The organism is Actinokineospora pegani (genome assembly GCF_009745975.1).
In the GTDB taxonomy this organism is placed as follows: domain Bacteria; phylum Actinomycetota; class Actinomycetes; order Mycobacteriales; family Pseudonocardiaceae; genus Actinokineospora; species Actinokineospora pegani.
Window position 1 is genome coordinate 50,385 of sequence record NZ_WHOL01000036.1, and the last position, 18,457, is coordinate 68,841.

The 18,457-nt window shown below is 73.8% G+C and carries 13 protein-coding genes and 2 pseudogenes; 4 read left to right on the top strand and 11 right to left on the bottom strand.

Translation table 11 applies throughout. The features are described from left to right. Positions 1 to 14: 14 nt before the first annotated feature. From GCL84_RS01850 to GCL84_RS01890, 9 genes are all read right to left on the bottom strand, one after another. A complete protein-coding gene (locus tag GCL84_RS01850) occupies positions 15 to 491 on the bottom strand; it encodes a hypothetical protein (protein ID WP_156753557.1) in 477 nt (158 codons plus the stop codon). Next, entirely contained in the window at positions 488 to 2,929 is a 2,442-nt protein-coding gene (locus GCL84_RS01855) for a molybdopterin oxidoreductase family protein (RefSeq protein ID WP_156753558.1), read from the bottom strand. The genes GCL84_RS01850 and GCL84_RS01855 overlap by 4 nt, the downstream gene beginning before the upstream one ends. Before the next feature lie 131 nt (positions 2,930 to 3,060). Then, complete coding sequence (locus GCL84_RS01860; RefSeq protein ID WP_156753559.1) at positions 3,061 to 4,059, bottom strand: WxL protein peptidoglycan domain-containing protein; 999 nt, start codon at positions 4,057 to 4,059, stop codon at positions 3,061 to 3,063. 70 nt (positions 4,060 to 4,129) lie between these two features. After that, positions 4,130 to 5,587: a choice-of-anchor M domain-containing protein gene (locus GCL84_RS01865; RefSeq protein WP_156753560.1), complete on the bottom strand. Its 1,458-nt coding sequence runs from the start codon at positions 5,585 to 5,587 to the stop codon at positions 4,130 to 4,132. Positions 5,588 to 5,623: 36 nt separating this feature from the next. Beyond that, positions 5,624 to 7,798: a TIGR03773 family transporter-associated surface protein gene (locus tag GCL84_RS01870; protein ID WP_156753561.1), complete on the bottom strand. Its 2,175-nt coding sequence runs from the start codon at positions 7,796 to 7,798 to the stop codon at positions 5,624 to 5,626. Between the two features lie 90 nt (positions 7,799 to 7,888). Continuing rightward, positions 7,889 to 8,761: an anchored repeat-type ABC transporter permease subunit gene (locus GCL84_RS01875; protein WP_156753562.1), complete on the bottom strand. Its 873-nt coding sequence runs from the start codon at positions 8,759 to 8,761 to the stop codon at positions 7,889 to 7,891. Further along, positions 8,761 to 9,504 (bottom strand): anchored repeat-type ABC transporter ATP-binding subunit, encoded by a 744-nt coding sequence (locus GCL84_RS01880; protein WP_156753563.1) that lies wholly within the window; start codon positions 9,502 to 9,504, stop codon positions 8,761 to 8,763. The genes GCL84_RS01875 and GCL84_RS01880 overlap by 1 nt, the downstream gene beginning before the upstream one ends. Beyond that, positions 9,501 to 10,382 (bottom strand): choice-of-anchor M domain-containing protein, encoded by an 882-nt coding sequence (locus tag GCL84_RS01885; protein WP_156753564.1) that lies wholly within the window; start codon positions 10,380 to 10,382, stop codon positions 9,501 to 9,503. The genes GCL84_RS01880 and GCL84_RS01885 overlap by 4 nt, the downstream gene beginning before the upstream one ends. A gap of 17 nt (positions 10,383 to 10,399) precedes the next feature. After that, entirely contained in the window at positions 10,400 to 11,959 is a 1,560-nt protein-coding gene (locus GCL84_RS01890) for an anchored repeat ABC transporter, substrate-binding protein (RefSeq protein WP_235925927.1), read from the bottom strand. A gap of 220 nt (positions 11,960 to 12,179) precedes the next feature. Here GCL84_RS01890 and GCL84_RS01895 point away from each other — a divergent pair, with 220 nt between their 5' ends. Next, on the top strand, positions 12,180 to 13,031 hold the full coding sequence (locus GCL84_RS01895; RefSeq protein WP_156753566.1) for an adenylate/guanylate cyclase domain-containing protein: 852 nt from the start codon (positions 12,180 to 12,182) through the stop codon (positions 13,029 to 13,031). Between the two features lie 5 nt (positions 13,032 to 13,036). On the opposite strand, the pseudogene GCL84_RS01900 reads toward GCL84_RS01895, so the two are convergent. After that, positions 13,037 to 13,333 (bottom strand): annotated as a pseudogene (locus GCL84_RS01900) (RidA family protein); the annotation flags it as partial. 14 nt (positions 13,334 to 13,347) lie between these two features. On the opposite strand from GCL84_RS01900, the pseudogene GCL84_RS01905 reads away from it, so the two are divergent. From GCL84_RS01905 to GCL84_RS01915, 3 genes and pseudogenes are all read left to right on the top strand, one after another. Next, a pseudogene (locus tag GCL84_RS01905) lies at positions 13,348 to 14,318 on the top strand (helix-turn-helix transcriptional regulator). A gap of 243 nt (positions 14,319 to 14,561) precedes the next feature. Further along, positions 14,562 to 15,227 carry a cutinase family protein gene (locus GCL84_RS01910; RefSeq protein ID WP_156753567.1) on the top strand — a complete coding sequence of 222 codons (666 nt, stop codon included), beginning with the start codon at positions 14,562 to 14,564 and terminating at the stop codon, positions 15,225 to 15,227. A gap of 106 nt (positions 15,228 to 15,333) precedes the next feature. After that, complete coding sequence (locus tag GCL84_RS01915; protein WP_235925928.1) at positions 15,334 to 16,977, top strand: hypothetical protein; 1,644 nt, start codon at positions 15,334 to 15,336, stop codon at positions 16,975 to 16,977. 480 nt (positions 16,978 to 17,457) lie between these two features. On the opposite strand, the gene GCL84_RS01920 is transcribed toward GCL84_RS01915, so the two are convergent. Beyond that, positions 17,458 to 18,378, bottom strand: a complete 921-nt coding sequence (locus tag GCL84_RS01920) for an esterase/lipase family protein (protein ID WP_197522952.1) — start codon at positions 18,376 to 18,378, stop codon at positions 17,458 to 17,460. Positions 18,379 to 18,457: the final 79 nt, after the last annotated feature.

An 18,457-nucleotide genomic window follows, 5' to 3' on the forward strand; every position in this document is an offset into this window, starting at 1 on the left:
TCGGTGGCGACCGGTCAGGAGGCGAGGACCTGCGGGGACAACACCTTCAGCATCGAGTTGGCCCACGTGAGCTGGCGCAGCGTCTGCGGGTGGCAGCGCTGGGCCAGGGCGAGCAGGTCGCCATCGCCCGCGACCTGCGCGCCCTGGGCGAGCAGCTCCCAGTCCAGCGAGACACCGGCGGCCTTGCGGTGCAGTCTGCGCAGGTCGGCCAGCAGCAGTATCCCAGGTGTGGACCTGTGCACGGCGAGCCTGCTGAGCGAGCGGCGCGCCGGGGCCAGCCGACTCGTGCCGATGTCGGCGCGCAGTCGCAGCCCGAACGACGTCCCGGCCGCCGCCAGCTCGTGGAGGTGTCCGTGCGACCACCGGAGCAGGTCGTTGGCGACGTGGTGCACCTCGTGCTCCACCTGGTGGCGGTCGGCGACCGCCACCAGGTCGCGGGCGAGGGCGGACTCTGAGCGGTGCAGTTCGCGGATGGCCAGGCCCAGCTTCATCGCGCGGCTCCCGGGTCGAGGTCTTCCAGCACGGCCGCGCCCGGGCCGCCGGCGGTGGGGGGCACGTTCGGGTCCGTCGGCGCCGACGCGGTGGTGGTCGGGGCCGCCGAGGGCCCGGTGCCCGCCTCGAGCCTGCGGAGGGCGGCCGCGGCGGTCTTGAACAGGGGTTGCTTGGACACGGGGTCCCAGTCGGTGCGGGTCAGCTCGTTGGCCGCCCGGTCGCGCGCGCGTTCGGGGTCGGCGTCCCAGTACCCGTAGTGGAAGGGCAGGAACAGCACGCCCGGCCGGATGTCGCAGACCCGGACGTGGGCGCGCACCGCCGCCCGGGGCGTTCTGACCTCCACCAGGTCGCCCTCGGCGATGCCGTTGGCCTCGGCGTCCGCGGTCGAGACCTCCAGCCAGACCTCGCGCGCCGCGGCTCGCAGGTGCTTGCTGCGACCGGTCTTCGTGCGGGTGTGGAAGTGGTAGAGGGTGCGCCCGGTGATGAGCGCGAAGGGGAACTCCTCGTCGGGGGCCTCGTGCGGTGGGACGAACTCGGCCGCCTTGATCATCGCCTTGCCCTCGGGGTTCATCGCCCGGTAGGCCGAGGGTTCCACCGGGGCGCCGGTGACCAGGTCGCGGCCGTAGCTCTCGCAGTCGTCCGGGTGGGCGTGGAAGGCGCCGTCGGCGTAGAGGCGTTCGGTGCCGTCCGGGGACGCCTCGGTGCACGGCCACTGCACGCCGCCCCGCTCGGCCAGCAGGGCGTAGGACAGCCCGGTCTGGTCGCAGGGCCTGCCCGCGCTGGCCCGCTGCCACGCCTGGAACGCCGACTCCGGGTCGTGCCAGGGCGGGAACGGGGCGCCGTCGCGGTCGCGGAAGTCCATCCGCCGGGCGTAGTCCAGGAGGATGTCGAGATCGGGGCGGGCCTGGCCGGGTGGGTCCACGGCCTTGCCGGAGTAGTGGACCGTGCGGTCGGTGTTGGTGAACGTGCCCGTCTTCTCGCCCCAGGCGGCGGCGGGCAGCACCACGTCGGCCAGCTCCGCGGTCTCGGTGCGGTAGATGTCCTGCACGACGAGGAACAACCGCTCCTGGGACAGGATGGACCGGACGCGGCGCAGCTCGGGCAGCGACACCGCGGGGTTGGTCGCGCTGACCCACAGCATCCGCATGGTGCCGTTCTCGGCGTAGCGCAGCATCTGCATCAGGTGCGTCGGCGGCGAGAAGTGGGGGATGCCGTCGATGTTCCACAGCCGGGTCAGCTCGGTGACGTGGGCGTCGTTGGCCCAGTTGCGAAACCCCGTCAGGTCGCCGTCCGCGCCGCACTCGCGGGTGTTCTGGGCGGTGGGCTGCCCGTTCATCTGCAGGACCCCGGCGCCGGGCTTGCCGATCATCCCGCGCACCAGGTGCAGGTTGTTCACCTGCACGGCGGCGGCGGTGGCCTGGTTCGACTGGTAGAAGCCCTGCAGGACGGTGGACATCAGGCGCCGCGCGCGGCCGACGAGTGCCGCGGCGTCGCGGATGTCCCCGGCGGCGACTCCGCAGACCTGCGCGGCCCGCTCGGGTGTCCACTGGCGGACCTGCTCGACCAGCCCGTCGAACCCGACCGTGCACCGGTCGATGTAGTCGTGGTCGAGGTGGTCGTTCGCGATCACCTCGTGCAGGATCGCGTTCATCAGCGCCACGTTGGTGCCCGGCAGCGGTGCCAGGTGGACTGTCGCGGCGCGGGCCACCGGCGTGTTCCGGGGGTCGACGCACAGCAGCCGCGGCGGGTTCGGGCCCGCGAGCCGGTCGAGCACCCGGCTCCAGAGCACGGCCTGCGTCTCGGCGGCGTTGTGCCCGAACAGGGCGATCACGTCGGCGTGGTCGACGTCGGCGTAGGAGCCGGGCTGGCCGTCGCAGCCGAAGGACTCCTTGAGCGCGGCCGCCGCCGTGGCCGTGCACAGCCGGGTGTTGCCGTCGAGGTGGCTGGTGCCGATCGCGCCGTGCGCGATCGCGGCCAGGGTGTAGTACTCCTCGGCGAACAGTTGTCCGCTGGTGTAGAAGCCGACCGCGCTGGGCCCCTGCTCGTCCAGCAGTTCCTTGCTGCGGTCCACGACCAGGGACATCGCCTCCTCCCAGCTCGCGGGCGCCAGTTCGCCGTCGCGGCGGACCAGCGGGGTCGTCAGCCGGTCGCGGGAGGAGGTGGCGTCCCAGCCGAACAGGTCCTTCGGGTCCAGCCTGCCGTGGTTGACCCGGTCGTCGGCCCGGCCCCGGACGCCGACCACCCGCCCGTCCTTGACCGCGAGGTCCATGCCGTCCCCGTTGGAGTGCAGCACCGAGGCCGTGGGCACCCACCGGTCCACGTCGTCGGCGGTGACGCCGTCCACGAACCGGGAGTCCACCCGCACCGGCCACACCTCACCCGGCCCGTACGGCGCCCTCGTCCCCCACGGCTCGGCGATCCCATCGCGGCTCGGCATCGGACTCCTCCCGTGTCCGGCACGCCATACCCAGCCGCCCACGGGACAAACCAGCCGAGCGGGCAATCAGCCCGAGTGCCACACCTGGGCACGCGCCACCCGGGTCTGGTGCGGGTCGCCGCAAAGGTTTGCTACACGCTCTGCCCTGCGGTTGCCGCTCCGGCCGCTTTCCTGTGCCGCGACAACGCCACGCGCACGCGCCACAGGGCGATCAGGATGCCCGCCAGCAGGAGCGCGGCGCCCAGCGCACTCCACGGCACGGCCCACACCGTGGTCTCCCCCTGCGCCGCGTCCACCGACCCCGTCAGCGGTTGGTCACCCGACGCGACGGGCTCGGCCCCGGCCTGGACCGTGAGCGGGCCCAGGGGCCACACGCCAGTGAGGGTGCGGGTGAGCGTGACGGCGTTGCCCGGGAGCAGTTCGGGGAGAGCGTCGCCGGTCCAGGAGACCTCGCCGAGGCCGAAGGGGCCGCGCACGCGGGCCGAGGGGCGCACGGCGACGCGGATGTTGCCGGTGTTGACGACCGTCCAGGTGAGATCGACCTCGCCGGCCCCCGCCGGGTTGGCGGTGCCCCGGTAGGACGCCGAGGGCGGGTCGACGCGCAGGCTCGGGGTCACCACACCCGCGACGCGGGCGTAGAGGCGGGCGCCCACCCGCCGTTCGACCCGCACCTGGTCGCCGGTGGTGAGGGCGGCGACCACCCCGCCGACGTGGTCGCCGGGCTCGGCGTCGGGCGGGACGGTGAGCGCGAAGGGGATGACGACCGTGGAGCGCGGCGCGACGACGACCTCGGGCAGGCCGACCGCGACCCAGGCGCCGAGGGACGGGGACCGCTCGTCGCGGGCCAGCAGGTCGAAGCCGCCGGTCTCGGAGTTGACCGCGTCCGCGGCGTAGAGGTCGACCGTCAGCTCACCTTCGCCGAGGTTGCGCACGGCCACGTGGTCGTCGTAGCGCATCCCGGGTTCGACGACGTAGTCGAACCGGGCGCGCCCGTCCGGCCCGTCGGCGCCCGAGGGGGCGAGCGACCAGGTCAGCCGGTCGGGCTCGGGGGCCGGTTGCGCGGCGGCGGGGGTGGCGGGAAGGAGTGCGAGGACGGCGGTCACCGCGCACGCGGCCGACAGGGTTCTCAAGGGGTGCTCCAGCTCGGGGACGGGTGCGGGCCCGCCACGACGGCGGGCCCGCACACCTGGGTGCCCTGGATCAGATGGCGGTGAGGATGACCATTGCCCGGTAGGCGCCCGGGGCGGTGTCCAGCGGGGCCTCCAGCACCAGGTCCGCGCCGAGCTGGGCGGCGCCGCGACCGGCGCCCGCGGGCGCCGTGCCGAGCTGCGACCAGGCCGACAGGCCGTTGCCGCCGGTGAGGCCGGGGGCCACCCGCGGACCCGGCGTGACCGCCTGGTTCGCCGAGGCGGACAGCACCGAGGGCATCCAGCCCAGGTGCTTGCCGCCGATCTGCTGGCCGTCGACGGTGGTGAACGCGCGCACCCGGCCGGAGGCCGTCCAGCCCGGGTTCTCCGAGCGGGTGTCGGTCACCGTGATCGGCTTGAGCGCGCCCGCCGCGGTGTAGCGGTCAGCGGCGGCGTTGAGCCGCAACGCGCCCAGGTCGACCTCGCGGTTCTCCGGGGCGACGCTGACCGCGAGCACACCCTCCTGCGCGGACAGGGACGTGCTGATGGTCGGGCCGTTGACCGGGTCGTTGCCGTGGTCGTCGACGGCGATGACGGCCGGGGCGGACTCGGCGATGACGCCGTGGTCGTGGTCGTACAGGACGGCCTTGACCTCCCGGCCGTTGTCCGCGGTGCGCACCACGAACCCGTACTTGGCGCTCAGCGCGCCGGGGACGACCGCCCACTCCGACTGCCCCGCGGCGCGGGTGAACCAGTGGTAGTGGTCCTCACCGGTCTCCGGGGTCTGCACCGCGGTCAGCGCCGCGACGCCGCCCGCGTGGTAGTGGCCCGACAGGCCGCTGATCGACAGCTCGGTCGCGGGCGTGCCCGGGTCGGACGGCAGCTCCTCGCCGACGAGGAACGAGTAGGACACGGGCGGGATGGCCACCGGGGCCGCCCCGGGCGGGGTCGCGGTGGCGCTGACCGTCACCGTGTACTCGCCCTGCTCGGTGAAGCCCCAGTTCGCGTGCTCGTGGTCGGCCGCGCTGGTGAACGACTTGGGCGCGCCGTCGGCGGAGGCGAGGAAGACGGCCGGGCCCTCCTCCCCGTTCTGCCAGAGCGCGAACGCGCCCGGCCCCTGCACCGAGTCGAGGTTGTAGGTCACCGAGGTGCCCGCGGCCACGGTGGAGCTGTGGCCGAAGCCCGCGAAGACCTGGCCCGGCTGGGAGTTCTGCGGCAGCAGGTAGTAGGTCTCGCCCTGCGCCTTCCAGCCCGGCAGGGTCGCGATGGTCGCGCTGACGGTGCGGGCGGCCACCGACGGCTTGGCCTGCACCACCAGGTCGGCGGGGGCGATGGTGCCGCTCTCGGTGTGCGCGGTGAGCACGTGGGCGGAGTCCCGCACGTCGACGTAGAACAGGTCGAGGTGGCCCTCGGAGACGACCTGCCGGTCCGCCGCCTGCGCGGTGGCGACGCCTGCCAGCGGCCCGAGGGCCAGGCCGAGGGCGGTCAGGGTGGCCAGGGCGGCCTTGGATCTCATCTTGGTCGCGGTCACAGCGGTGTTGCCTTTCCTTGGGGGTCTTGACGCCGGTCAGCGTCGACGGCGGGCGGCCGACAGGGCGGCCAGGTTGGTGAGCAGGAAGCCGAGCGGGACCAGCAGGACGGCGACGACCACGAGTCCCGCGACGGCCGGGCCGTCCAACCCGGTCGCGGCCAGTCCCCCCGCGGGCAGGGCGCACTCGCCGCCGTCGGCGGTGCGGCCGACCTGCTCGGTGATCTCTTGGCCCTGGCGGGCGGCGAGCGGGTCCCCGGGTCCGACGTGGAAGGCGAGCGTGCTCGTCGAGCTGGTCTGGCGGCCGTTGACGGAGCCGCCGAAGGAGAACGCCACCGCGTAGCTGCCGGGCTGGGTGAACGCCCACACGGCGTGCACGTGCACCCCGGACTGGCCCACGGGGACCGTGGTCGACCGGGGGAACCCCTCGGTGGTCCCGAAGTACCGCTCGCCCACGCCACCGAACGGGTCCTGGCCGTAGACCGCGAGCCGCCCCGGTCCCTCGACGCTCTCCAGGGTCATCGTGATGTCGCCGCTGACTCCCGACAGGACGGACGGGTGCTGCGTGTTCCACCCCAGCCAGGGGATGCCGGAGCGCTGCGTGAGCGGCACGGTCCACACCGGACCACCACCGAGGAAGTCGAGCCCGGAGCCCGCGGGCGGGGTCGCGCGGGCGGAGTCGTCGAGGTGGAAGACGTAGCCGCCGGGGTCGCGGTAGGCGGGAGCGCCCTGCCGGTCGTCCTTGACCCTGGCCGAGAGCGCGCCGCCCTCGACCACGGGGCCGTAGTCGAAGTGGCCGTCGGTGACGACCTCGACCTCGCCGGGCGCGACCGTCCGGGTGACCGCGGTGGGCACGCAGGTCGGCGCCGCGGCGGCTGGGGCGGTGGGGCCGGTGGGATTCGGTGCGGGCGGGGCCGACGGGGCCGGGGCCGGCGGGACCGGTGATGGCGTCGGCTGGGTGGTGGGCGGCTGGGTCGCGGTGATCGACAGGGTGACCGGTCGCGCGGAGGCCACCACCGCACCCTGCGGATCGCGCAGGTGGAAGCCCAGCGCGGCGCCGTGCAGCTCGCTGGTCGCGGCCAGGGAGAGGGTCGGGCCCTCGCCCCGGGCGGTGTCGGCGCCGCCCACGCGCGTCCACCAGGAGACGGTGTGATCGGGCCGGTCCGGGGTGACCAGGGCGGTCGCGGTGATGGGCTCGCCCGGCGCGTAGCCGTCGCGGACCCCGGTCACCACGACACCCGCCGGGGCGGCGGGGTTGGCGACCGCCGAGGACCGCGACGCCGCGACCAGGTCGCCGACCGCCGGGACGAAGCGCGCGGTGAAGGCCAGCGCCTCCGCGTCGACCGGGTGCGCCAGCGTCGCGGAACCGCCGTCCAGTGCCGCGTGGCCGACCACCTCGTCGCGCGCGGCGCTGTGCCGGGTGAACTCCACCCAGCCGCGCGGCGCTCCCCCGTCGAGGTGCTCCGGCCCGCCGCTGACGGTGCTGGTCAGCGCCCCGGTGTCACTGATGGACAGCGTTGTCGTCGTGGGCGCGGCGACGCGGGGGCCGACCGCGACCGTGTACCGGGTCGGCGGCGAGGCCAGGGGGGCGCCGGACGCGGAGGTGGCCGACGCCTGGAACTCCAGCTCGTAGACGCCGGGGGCGGTGAAGGCCCAGTTGGCGTGCGCGTGGGTCGGGACGGCGACGCGGGCCGTGCGCACGGCGGTGTCGTGGGAGCTGAACACGCGCTCCGGGCCGTCCGTCCCGGAGGTGTAGACCTCGACCCGGCCGGGCCCGCGGGCCGAGCGCAGCGTGAGGTCGAGGGCGTCCCCGGCGAGGGCCCCGCGCGGGACGGCCTCGGTGTTCCACCCCGCCCAGAGCACGCCCGGCTGCGACGTCTGCGGGACGACGTGGATCGGCGTCCCCCCTGGCACACCGAGGAACCCGTAGGCGGGGGACGAGGGCGCGGGTCGCCGGGCGGCGTCGGTGACGTTGACCGTCGTGGCCGCCGGGTCGAACCCGCCCGCGTCGGTCGTGCCCGCGACGACAAGCCCGCCGTCCGCCCACAGCACGCTGACCAGGTCGGTGTGTCCACTCGCGACGAGCTGTCGGGACGGGGGCACGGGAGCCGGTCCGCCCGCGGCCCAGGCGAGCGGGGCGGCCATGACCGCGGACAGCGCCGCCACCGCCGCCAGCGCGACCACATTCCGCAGGTCACGTGCGCGAATCCGCATCTTTCCCCCTTCTGGAACGTTTCGGACTCAACCTAAAACAAAGGATTATCATTTTCAATAACTGGGCAGAGCTCTCCCGAGTGGAGCCGGTCACCACACCGCCGGGACCCGGCGGCGGACCAGCCCGCGGGCGAGCAGCCCGTGCCTGGGCGCCAGCACCCACGCGGTGAGGAACACCGCGGTGAGGACGAGGACGATGGTGCCGCCGGTCGGGAAGTCCCACGACCACGAGACGTAGAGGCCCACCAGCGCGCACAGCCCGCCGACGACCGGGGCCAGCAGCATCATGACGCCGAGCCGGTCGGTCAGCAGCCGGGCGGTGGCCGCCGGGGTGACCAGCAGGGCCAGGACCAGGATGTTGCCGATGGTCTGCACGGAGATCACCACCGCGAGGGTCACCAGGACGTAGAGCACGACGTCGAGCCAGAACACCCGCAGGCCGGTCGCGCGGGCCATCTCGCGGTCGAGGGTGACCGCGACGAACTCCTTGTGCAGCAGGAAGACCAGGCCCAGGACCACGACACCGGTCACCGCGACGGTGAGCAGGTCCTCGTCGGGGATGCCGGTGATGGAGCCGAACAGGAACTGCTGCAGCGAGCCCGCGTAGCCCGGCGCCCGGGAGATGACCACGATGCCCAGGGCGAAGGCGGCCACGAAGAACACGCCGATGACCGAGTCCTCGCGCAGCCTGCGGTTCTGGGAGAACACCGCGACGAGCACGGCGGTCAGCACGCCCGCGACCGTGCCGCCGAGGATGAGGTTGCCCGAGACCGCGAAGGCGACGGCCAGGCCGGGGAACACCGCGTGGGCGACGGCGTCGCCGATGAACGCCATGCCGCGCAGGACCACGTAGCAGCCGACCACCCCGCACACGACCGAGGACATGACGGCGACCAGCAGGGCCTTGGGCAGGAACGCCAGGTCGGGGTTGAGCAGGTCGTGCAGGAACTCGACCGGGGACATCAGCCCGCCTTGAGGATCTTGAGCAGCGGGCTGCGCTCGCTGACGCCGAAGGTGTCCATCCACAGCCGCTCGTCGCGCAGCTCCGCGGGCGCGCCCGCGCCGACGACCGTCCGGTTGAGCAGGACCAGGCGGTCGCAGGTGTGCAGCGCGCCCGCGAGGTCGTGGGTCGTGGTCAGCACCGCGTGCCCCGCACCGGCCAGCTCCAGCAGCAGGTCCGACAGCAGCTCCTGGGTGGGCATGTCGAGGCCGGTGAACGGCTCGTCGAGCAGCAGCACCGACGGCCGCAGGGCCAGGGCGCGGGCGAGCAGGACGCGCTGGCGCTGGCCGCCGGACAGCTCGCCGACCGGGCGGGTCCGCAGCTCGCCCATCCGCACCCGGTCCAGCGCCCGCGCGACCGCGCGCCAGTCGTCCGCGCGCGGCCCGCGGAACAGGCCGAGGTGGCCCGTGCGGCCGGTCATCACCACGTCCTGGACCGAGATGGGGAAGTCCCAGGCGAACTCGTGGCGCTGCGGCACGTACCCCAGGCCGGCCCGGCCGCGCCGCAGCGGCTCGCCGTCGACGGAGAACTCTCCCCCGCTGGGCCGCAGCAGGCCCATGACGGCGCGCAGCAGCGTGGTCTTGCCCGCCCCGTTCGGCCCGACCAGCCCGACGAACTCCCCCTTGTCCACGACGAGGTCGACGTCGGTCAGCACCCGTCGTCCGCCGAGGTCCACGGTCAGCCCGGTGACCCGCAAGGCGCTCATCCCGCACCGCCTTGCCGCTTGGCCGCACGACCCCGGACGACGACGATGACCACCGCCACCGCCAAGGCCCCGGCGACACCGGCGATGACGAACAGGCCCGGCCCCGCGTCCTCGGCGACCGCCTCGGCCGGGCTCGACGGGGCCGTGCCCGGCACCGGCTCCTCGGCCACGGCGGCGAAGGCGGGTTCGGCGCCCGTGGCGTCGCCGACCGCGAACCGCAGGGTCGCGTGGTCGCTGACCGCGCTGCCGTCGACCAGGTCCGCGTGGACCTCGACCCGCACGAGGTACACGCCGGGGGCGGTGAAGACCCAGTTGGCGTGGGTGTGGGTGTTGGTGTCGACCCAGATGTCCTGCCGCCCGGGCTCGGTGGAGTCCCACAGCACGTCCGCGCCGGCGAAGTTGCCCGCCTGCAGGTAGACGAACAGCTCCCCCGGTCCGTCCACACCGGTCAGGGTCAGGGTGACGCCGCGGTCGACCTCGTCCATCACGCGCGGGTCCTGGGTGTTCCACCCGATCCACGCCACGTCCGGGTCCTGCACCTGGGGCAGGACGTGCACCGGGGTGCCGGGCGCGCCGATGAAGGCGTAGGCGGGGTCGTCCGGCACCGGCAGCACCGCCGCGTCCGACACCTGGAACACCGTCCGCTCCAGCGGGCGCCACACGGGCGGGGTCGCGGAGTCGTCGTGGACCAGCAGCTCCCACGCGCCGTCGACGCGGCGCGGGCCCAGGTCGACGTGCCCGCGCGAGAGCACGGCCCGGTCGGTGGCGACCGGCTGGTCGGGCGCGATCGTCTGGTCTTCGGCCTGCTGGGCCGACGCCGTCGCGGGCGCCAGCAGCACGGCCAGTGCCGCGCCCGCGAGCGCGAGGGTGCGTCTCATCGAGTTCTCTCTCTTCATCAGCGCAGGCACTCGCGCAGCGAGTCGGCGTTGAACCGCATCATCTGGACGTAGGAGGCGACGGCGCCGTCGAGGGTGTCGCCGTAGATCGGGCAGACCCGGACACCCTGCTCGCGGGCCACCTCGGTCAGCGTCGAGGAGCGGGCGGCCAGGTTGGGCTCGAGGAATACCGCGGGCACCCGCAGGTTGCGGATCGTCTCGGTGAGCTTGCGGCGGTCGGCCAGCGAGGGCTCGGCGGCGGGGTTGGGCGTGACGAACCCGGCCACCTCCAGGCCGTAGGCCTGCGCGAGGTAGCCGAACGCGTCGTGGGTCGTGACGAGGTGGCGGCGGGCGGCGGGGATCTCGGCCACCCGCTCGCGCACGTGCCGGTCGACGGCGTCGAGCTCGGCGAGGTAGGCCTCGGTGTTGCGCCGGTAGTCCCGGGCGCCCGCCGGGTCGGCCTCGATCAGCGTGTCCCGGATGACCTGCGCGTAGGACATCGCGTTGCGCACGTTCTGCCACAGGTGCGGGTCGATCTCACCGTGCACGTGCTTGCCCAGGACCGCCTGCGCGAGCTGGAAGACCCGCTCGCCGGGACGGCCGAGGAAGCCGAACCCCGGCCCGGCGGGGACCTCGGCCAGCGCCCTGTTCGGCACCACGATGACCGCCTCGTCGGCGGGCACGGCCCGCTGCGCCCGCTCGCCGCCGCCCTGCGGGTCGTGCAGCGCGTAGACCTCCGCCCGGTCCAGGTCCACGGTGAGGTCGGCGTGCCCGCGGTCGACCAGGACCGCCCCGTCCGGGGGCGGCACGCCGACCGCCACGGTGAAGGTCGACCGCCCGAGCGGGACCGGACGGGACCGCTGGTCCACGCGCAGGCTCGCGGACAGCGACAGCCGGTAGGTGCCGGGTTCGGTGAACGCCCAGGACATGTGCGTGTGCGCGTCCGCGGGCAGCGTCGCGGTGTCGTCGCCGTACCCGTCACCGGCGTCGAACCCGTCGCTGGAGTCGAAGTAGACCTCGGTGTCGCCGAAGGAGCCCGTGAGGTAGCCGAAGACGTCGCCGGGCCCGTCGGCGGCGGTCATGCTCAGCAGCACCTCCGAGGACCGGTCCGCGCCGTGCCCGCCGCCGTCGCCCCTGGCCCGCAGCCCCAGCCAGACCGTGTCCAGCGAGACGTCCTCGACGAGCGGGATGATCTCCGCGGCGTACTTGACCGCGGCCTCGGCCAGCGAGACGTTGACCGCTCCGGCGCGCAGGTTGGCGTCCAGCGTCTTGATGACGTTGTGCTGCTCCAGCAGCACGTAGTTGCTGAAGGCCACGTCCGCGTAGACGACGTCGCGCACGTCGCGCAGGCTCGGCTCGTAGGAGTGCGGGTCGCCGCCGTCGGGGACCAGGGACGTGGCGTTGACGCGGTCGCCCCCGACGTTGCGCACGAGGTCCCGGATCAGCCCCGTGGTCGCGACGACCTGGACCCGCCCGTCGCGATCGCTCAACGCCCGCGGCGCGGCGCACCCGCCCAGGACGGCCAGGACCAGCAGCGCCGCCGACAGGCGTCGAGCGCGAAGGCGGAGGGGGCGCACCACGAGTGCCAATCTGTCGGACGGAACCAGTCGACAATGATTATCATAACCGGCCGAAATGTCCAAGTGTGGCGGATTCGCCCGATTTCGCGATGCCGCCTCGCCCTGCGACCACGACAGAGCCCGCGCGGCGGTGAGATCACAGCGATACCGGCCACCCAGCCGGTTACCAGCGAGTAGCATGCGGTCACTGGGCCGCCCGCCGTGAAGGAGAGACGCCGTCATGACCGTCTGGTTGGTGGCAGTGTCCGTGGTCGCCCTGTGCGCCCTGGTCGCCGTGCTGGTGCTCTCGATCCTGCTGGGGCGGGCGAACCGCCGCTACGCCAGGCTGCTGGCCTCCACCCGGCTGCGCGACCCCCAGCCGCGCACGGGCCCCGGCCAGCGCGCCAACGGCCTGCTGGGGGCGACCCACCGCGCCGTCCAGATCGCCACCACCACCGCGGCCCGCCTGCGCCGCCACGGCGTCGGCGGCCTGCTGCTGAGCTCCCTCGACGACCTGTCCCGCTGGGTCGAGGAGAACCGCGGGGAACTGGCCCGGGTCACCGCCCCCGACGGCACCGTCACGTTCATGTTCACCGACATCATCGACTCCACGACCCTCAACGACGAACTCGGCGACAAGGCCTGGGTGCGCCTGCTGCAAGCCCACGACCAGGTGGTCCGCAGACAGGTCGCCGTCCGCAAGGGCCACGTCGTGAAGTCCCTCGGCGACGGCTTCATGATCGCCTTCAGCACCGCGGAACTGGCCATCTCCGCCGCCGTCGCCATCCAGCACATCCTGGCCGAGCGTCCGCACAAGGCCCTGCGCGCCACCCCCATCACCGTCCGCATCGGCATCCACCGGGGCCCCGCCATCACCCGCGACGGCGACTACTTCGGCCGCACCGTCGCCACCGCGGCCCGGGTCGCGGCCCAGGCGGGCAGCCAGGAGGTCCTGGTCAGCGCCGACACGCTCGAGGGCCTCCCGGACCCGGGCCGCTTCCGCCTCGCGCAGCCCCGCCGCGCCGAGCTGAAGGGGCTCAAGGGCGACCACGCGCTGCACCCCGTGGAGTGGACGGCCCACCAGCCCGTCTGATCGGGGACAGCGGTTCCCTCGAGCTCGACCACCTGGCCGGGGACCGCCAGCCGGACCACGCCGAGCACCGTGGTGCTCGGCGCCACCCGGGCGGCGCCCAACCGGCCCGCCAGCACGCCGTAGTGCCGCAGGAGCAGGTCGACGTCGGTCGTGTAGACGGTGCGGCGGACCAGGCTGGCGAGGGCCATCCCCGCCGCGCCGAGGACGGCCTCCAGGTCGTCGGTGCTCAGCGCCAGCCGGGCCGCCATGTCGCCGTCGTGCAGGGGCTCGCCGTCCCCGCTCATCGAGGTCTGCCCGGAGCAGCAGGTTCCCTCCCATGCGCGCCGATCGGCTGGTCTCGCTGGTGCTGCTGCGCAGGCACCGTCGGCTGTCCGCGGGCGCGCTGGCCCGCGAACTCGAGGTCTCCCCCCGGACCGTGCTGCGCGACATCGAGGCGCTCTCCGCCGCGGGTGTCCCGGTCTACGCCGAACGGGGCCGCAACGGCGGGTTCGCGTTGCTGCCCGGTTTCCGGACCGAGCTCACCGGCCTCAACCACGACGAGGCGATCGCCCTGCTGGTCGTCGAGTCGCGGCCCGGGCGCAGGCCTTCGGCCTCGGCCCGGCGCTCGCCTCCGGTATGCGCAAGGTGGTCGACGCGCTGCCCGAGGCCCACCGGGCCACCGCGGCGGGCGCGGCGGGCGCGGTCCAACGGCTGCTCATCGCGGAGACGGACCTCCTGACGCGCAGGACGGTCGCCGAGGAGGCGCCCGACGACGTGGTGAGCGAGGTCCGGCGCGCGGTGTCCGCCGGGCACAGGCTCCGCATCCGCTACGCGGCCGCCGACCAGCCCCCGAAGTGGCGCACGGTGGACCCGATCGGCCTGGTGACCGCGGGCGTCCAGACCTACCTGCTGGCCACCAGGTCCGGCGCCGACCGCACCTACCGGCTGTCGCGGGTGCGCGCCGCCGAGGCGCTCGACGAGCCCGCGCGGCGACCGGACCGGGTCGACCTGAACCAGGCCTGGCAGGAGCGCGGCACGAGGTTCCGCGCAGGCGGCGACCAGGTCACGGTGCTGGCCCGGGTCGACCCGGCGCGGCGCGAGGACCTGGTGGGCACCGCCCTGGCCGTCCGCGCCGAGGAGTCCGACCCGGACGGCTGGCTGCGGCTGGAGGTGACCTTCCAGGATCGAAGACACGCGGAATGGGCGTTGTGGCAAGTCGCGCCGAACGCGGAAGCCTTGGCCCCGCGGTGGTTGCGCACCGCACTGCGCGACCGCGCCACCGCGGTCACCACCAGCCACACCCCCTGACGCGTTCCCACGCTTCGGCGGTCAGGCCTGCCGGGAGGTGGTCGGCCCACGCGGGGACCGCCACTGCCCAGGCGAGCGATATCGTCTGCGGAAGGCTCGCTTTCGGAGCATTCTCCTGGCCGGCATGAACAAGCAGATGGCCGCTGACGTCATTTCGTCCACCAGCGGGGAAGACCGTGGACAGCCCGGGAAGCACGTGATTACCGTCCGGTGATCACAACGGTTCTTAGGAGGTGCCAGCACATGGCCGGTATGAAGAAGCCCGCTCTCTGGGGGGCCGCCGCGGCGGCCGCGGTCACCGCCGCCGTGGCGGTGACCCCGCTGGTGGGCAGCGCGTCGGCGGCGGAGGGGGCGGACTGCTCCTCGCTCCAGGTGGTCATCGCCCGGGGCACGACGGAGTTCGGCCAGTACGGGTTCATCGTCGGTGACAACATCGTCCCCGAGGTGCGCAAGACCATCCCGGACGCCACGGCCAAGGCCGTCGAGTACCCGGCCAGCTTCGACGCCAACTCCCCGCGCACCGGCTACAAGTCCATCGTGGACCACATCAACGCCCGCTCCGCGGAGTGCCCCGACGAGCGCTACAGCCTGGTCGGCTACTCCCAGGGCGCGCAGATCGTCAACGCCGCGCTCGGCGTCGACGTCACCGGCACCATCAACGGGTTCAAGCCCGAGGTCCAGATCCCGGCCGCGCTGTACCCGCGGATCGCCTCGGTCGTGCTCTACGGCAACCCGCTCAAGACCGTGGACCGCCAGATCCCCGAGCCGCTGCGCCCGCGCCTGCAGGACTTCTGCGCCGAGGGCGACCCGGTGTGCGAGAAGGGGGCGATCAACATCATCGCCCACCTCACCTACGGCCTCACCGGCGACGTCGCCAAGGGCGGGCAGTTCATCGCCGCGAACCCCTGACCCGGGTCAGCACCGGGCACGTTTCCCCTAGGTCGTGTTTCGAAAGCCGCTGTCCGCGATAGCCGCGCCGACTTCCGAAACACGACCTAGTTCGAGGAGGAGCACGATGAGGCGTTCGCGCCTGGTGGGCGGGCTGGCGGCGGTCGCGGCGCTGGCGGTCGGGGGCGCGGTGTCGGCCCCGGTGGCCGGGAGCGCCCCGGTGGCGGACGGGCAGCGGACCGAGACGCCGGTCGTCTCGTCGTCGCCGGTCAGCGAGGTCGTGGAATCCGTGGTCTCGGTGCGGGTGCCGCTGCCGGACTCGGTCGGGCCGCACCCCGAGGCGTGCGACCGGTTGTCCTACCTGCGGTGGCGCCACGCCGACGGGCCCGCCGACTCGGCGTCGGCCGACAGGGTGCTCGTCGCCCAGCCCGGGGTCATCGAGGGGGCGGGGGCGTTCGACAGCGTCGCGCGCAACACGGTCGTCGAGGCCGCGGAGCTGGGCAGGCACGTGGAGTTCTGGGCGCTGGACCGGCGGTCGAACTGCCTGGAGGACAACACCGGGCGCATGGCCGGGCTCGCCGCGCGCGACCACCAGGTGGCGATCGATTACTACTACCGGGGCGGGGCCGTCGACGGGAGGACGTTCGCGGGCTTCCAGACCAACGAGCAGGTCGGCTGGCTGGGCGAGGTCGGCATCGCCCAGACCGTCCGGGACCAGTACGACCTCATCCGCCACGAACTGCCCGACCCCGCCCAGCGGCGCGAGAAGCTGTTCTGCGGCGGGCACTCCCTGGGCGGGCTGATCACCGGCTACTTCGCCACCTGGGACTTCGACGGCGACGCCGCCACCACCGACGATGCCGGGCACAACCAGTGCGCCGGGTGGTTCGCGCTCGACTCGACGATCCGCACCGCCCTGCCCGCGGCCACCGCCGACCGGATGCTCCCGGCCGCCGAGGACCCGTCCGCGCCGATCCTGTCGCTGCCCGCGGTGATCAACCCGGAGACGATGAGCCTGCTCGGCCTCGCGGGCCTGGCCGCGCTCACCGACCCGCACGGCACATCCGACCTGATCAACTTCGCCACCGGCGTCCCGGCGGCGAAGGACTTCAACCTCAGCAACCAGACCGCCATGGCCGCCCTGCTGGACAACAATTCCCAACCCCTGGCCTTCCTGCAGGCCAGCGTCGGCTTCTTCGACGGCGGCAAGATCGCCGACAAGGAGTTCCCCCTCGCACACGAACTCGGCGACCTGCCCCTGCTGGGCGAGCTGAGGAACCTCCTCGGCCTCGACCGCAAGGCCATCCCCACCGACGCGGGCTTCCCCCTGGGCACCGGCCCCACCTACACGTGGCGCAACTACGACCGCATCGACGCCCCCGACGACCCCCGCCACCGCGCCCGCGACGGCAGGCCCTTCACCAGCGCCGCCAAGGAGGTCACCGACGTCGGGCAACTGGCCCGCAGCCTCGCCGAGGCCCCGCTGGACTTCACCGAGTGGTACTTCCCGGCCAGGCTCTCCGAGGAAGCCCGCGACCCCACCGCCGAGATCGCCCGCCACACCCTGCACCCCGGCGGCATCACCGCGCGCCCCGTCATCACCCTCCTCGCGGGCGCGGGCTACGACCGCCCGCAGGAGCCGGACCAGCCCGCGCCGGTCCTCGCCCCCGGCTACCACCACCTCGACGTCCTGACCGCCGCCGCCGCGCAGAACGGCGGCCGCCAGGAGCCGGTGTCGGTGAACCTCGCCCGTTTCGTCACCATCGGCTAGCCCCGCGACCGCTCAGCCCACATGGGGAGAGGCCGAAGGCGATGAGGAACCCGCTCACGGTGATCAACCCGATCCACCTCCGCCACCGAGCGAGCACGACGTTGGCCCCGGCGCAACACGCCACTGCCGAAGGCCATCACCGAGGCCACGGACTTCCTCGGCACCTTCACCAGGAAGCCGAACAGCGCGTCCAACAGCAACGCCGACCCGGCCAACAGCCCCACCCGCCCGCTTCGACGACCTGCGACCCGCTCCACCTCCCGGCAACCGGGGACAGGCCCCGCGCGCCGCACCGCGTCGGCGCGACCGCCGGGTCCAACGCGGACTCTTCGTGGTCAGACCGCCATCGACCCGCCCAGACGGCCACTGTGGACCGCGCCACCCCGACGACGAGCGGCCGGCCGAGTACGCGTCAGCCGCACGGAGACGGGCGCGGGCGGGACTCGGCCGCGGTCGCGTCCGGGCCACCGTGGACGTCTGTCACACGACGGGGAGGTGCAGCGCGCACGGGGGTGGCGGTGCGGTGGGGTCGAGGGCGCGGCGGACGTAGCCGATGGCCCGGGGCGAGTAGCTCATGCTGAGGTGGTCGGACAGGTCCAGCACGCAGCCGTCCTGCAGGGTGATGTTGTCGACCCGGGCCCCGGGGCCCGCGCTGAGGAAGGTCGACTGGTACGGCGTGGTGACCTCGTCGAACTTGGTCGCGATGACGGTGTAGGACACCCCGGGCACGGTGTCGCCGCCCGCGTTGAGGTCGAGCAGGAACTCCGATCCGACGACCTGCTGCTCGGCGGCCTTGCCGATCACCGGCGGGGTGAACCCCAGCAGCCCCAGCATGTCGACCAGCGTCGCGATGCCGTTCAGGGACGTGCCGTGGTGGGTGGCGCCCAGCGTCACGAGGTTGCGCACGGCGGCGGCGCCACCAGACTTGAGGTACTGCCGGGGCATCAACCCGCCCTGCGAGTGCCCCACGATGTCCACCTGGGGCGCGCCGGTCGCGTGGCGGACCCGGTCGACGAAGGCGGCGAGCTCCACCGCCGAGTATCGGATGTCGCCGGTGCCGTTGATCGCGGGCGGCACGCCGAGCAGGCTGTCGACGGTCTCGCCGTAGTTGAGGGCGAAGACGCAGTACCCGTCGGCGGCCAGGGCAGGCGACATGCGGGCGAAGTTGTTGTACCGGTTCTCGTAGGTGCCGTGCACGAGGACGACCGGCCGGGGGCGCCGCTCGGTGGGGCGGCAGCCCCAGTCGTTGGCGCCGGGCGGCGTCGCGTCGGGCGCGAGCTGCGTGTAGACGAAGGCGACAGCGAAGCTGGGGGTCCCCGGGTCAGCGGACGCGGGGGCCGTGGCGGCCGTGGCGGCGAGGACCGCCGCGCTGGCGGCTATGGCGGCGCGTACCGCACGCATCGAAGGCATGTGAGCTGTTCTTCCTGGCCGGACTGAGAGGGTGCGGCGCATTGTCACAGACATTCTCGGCGCGCGCCCG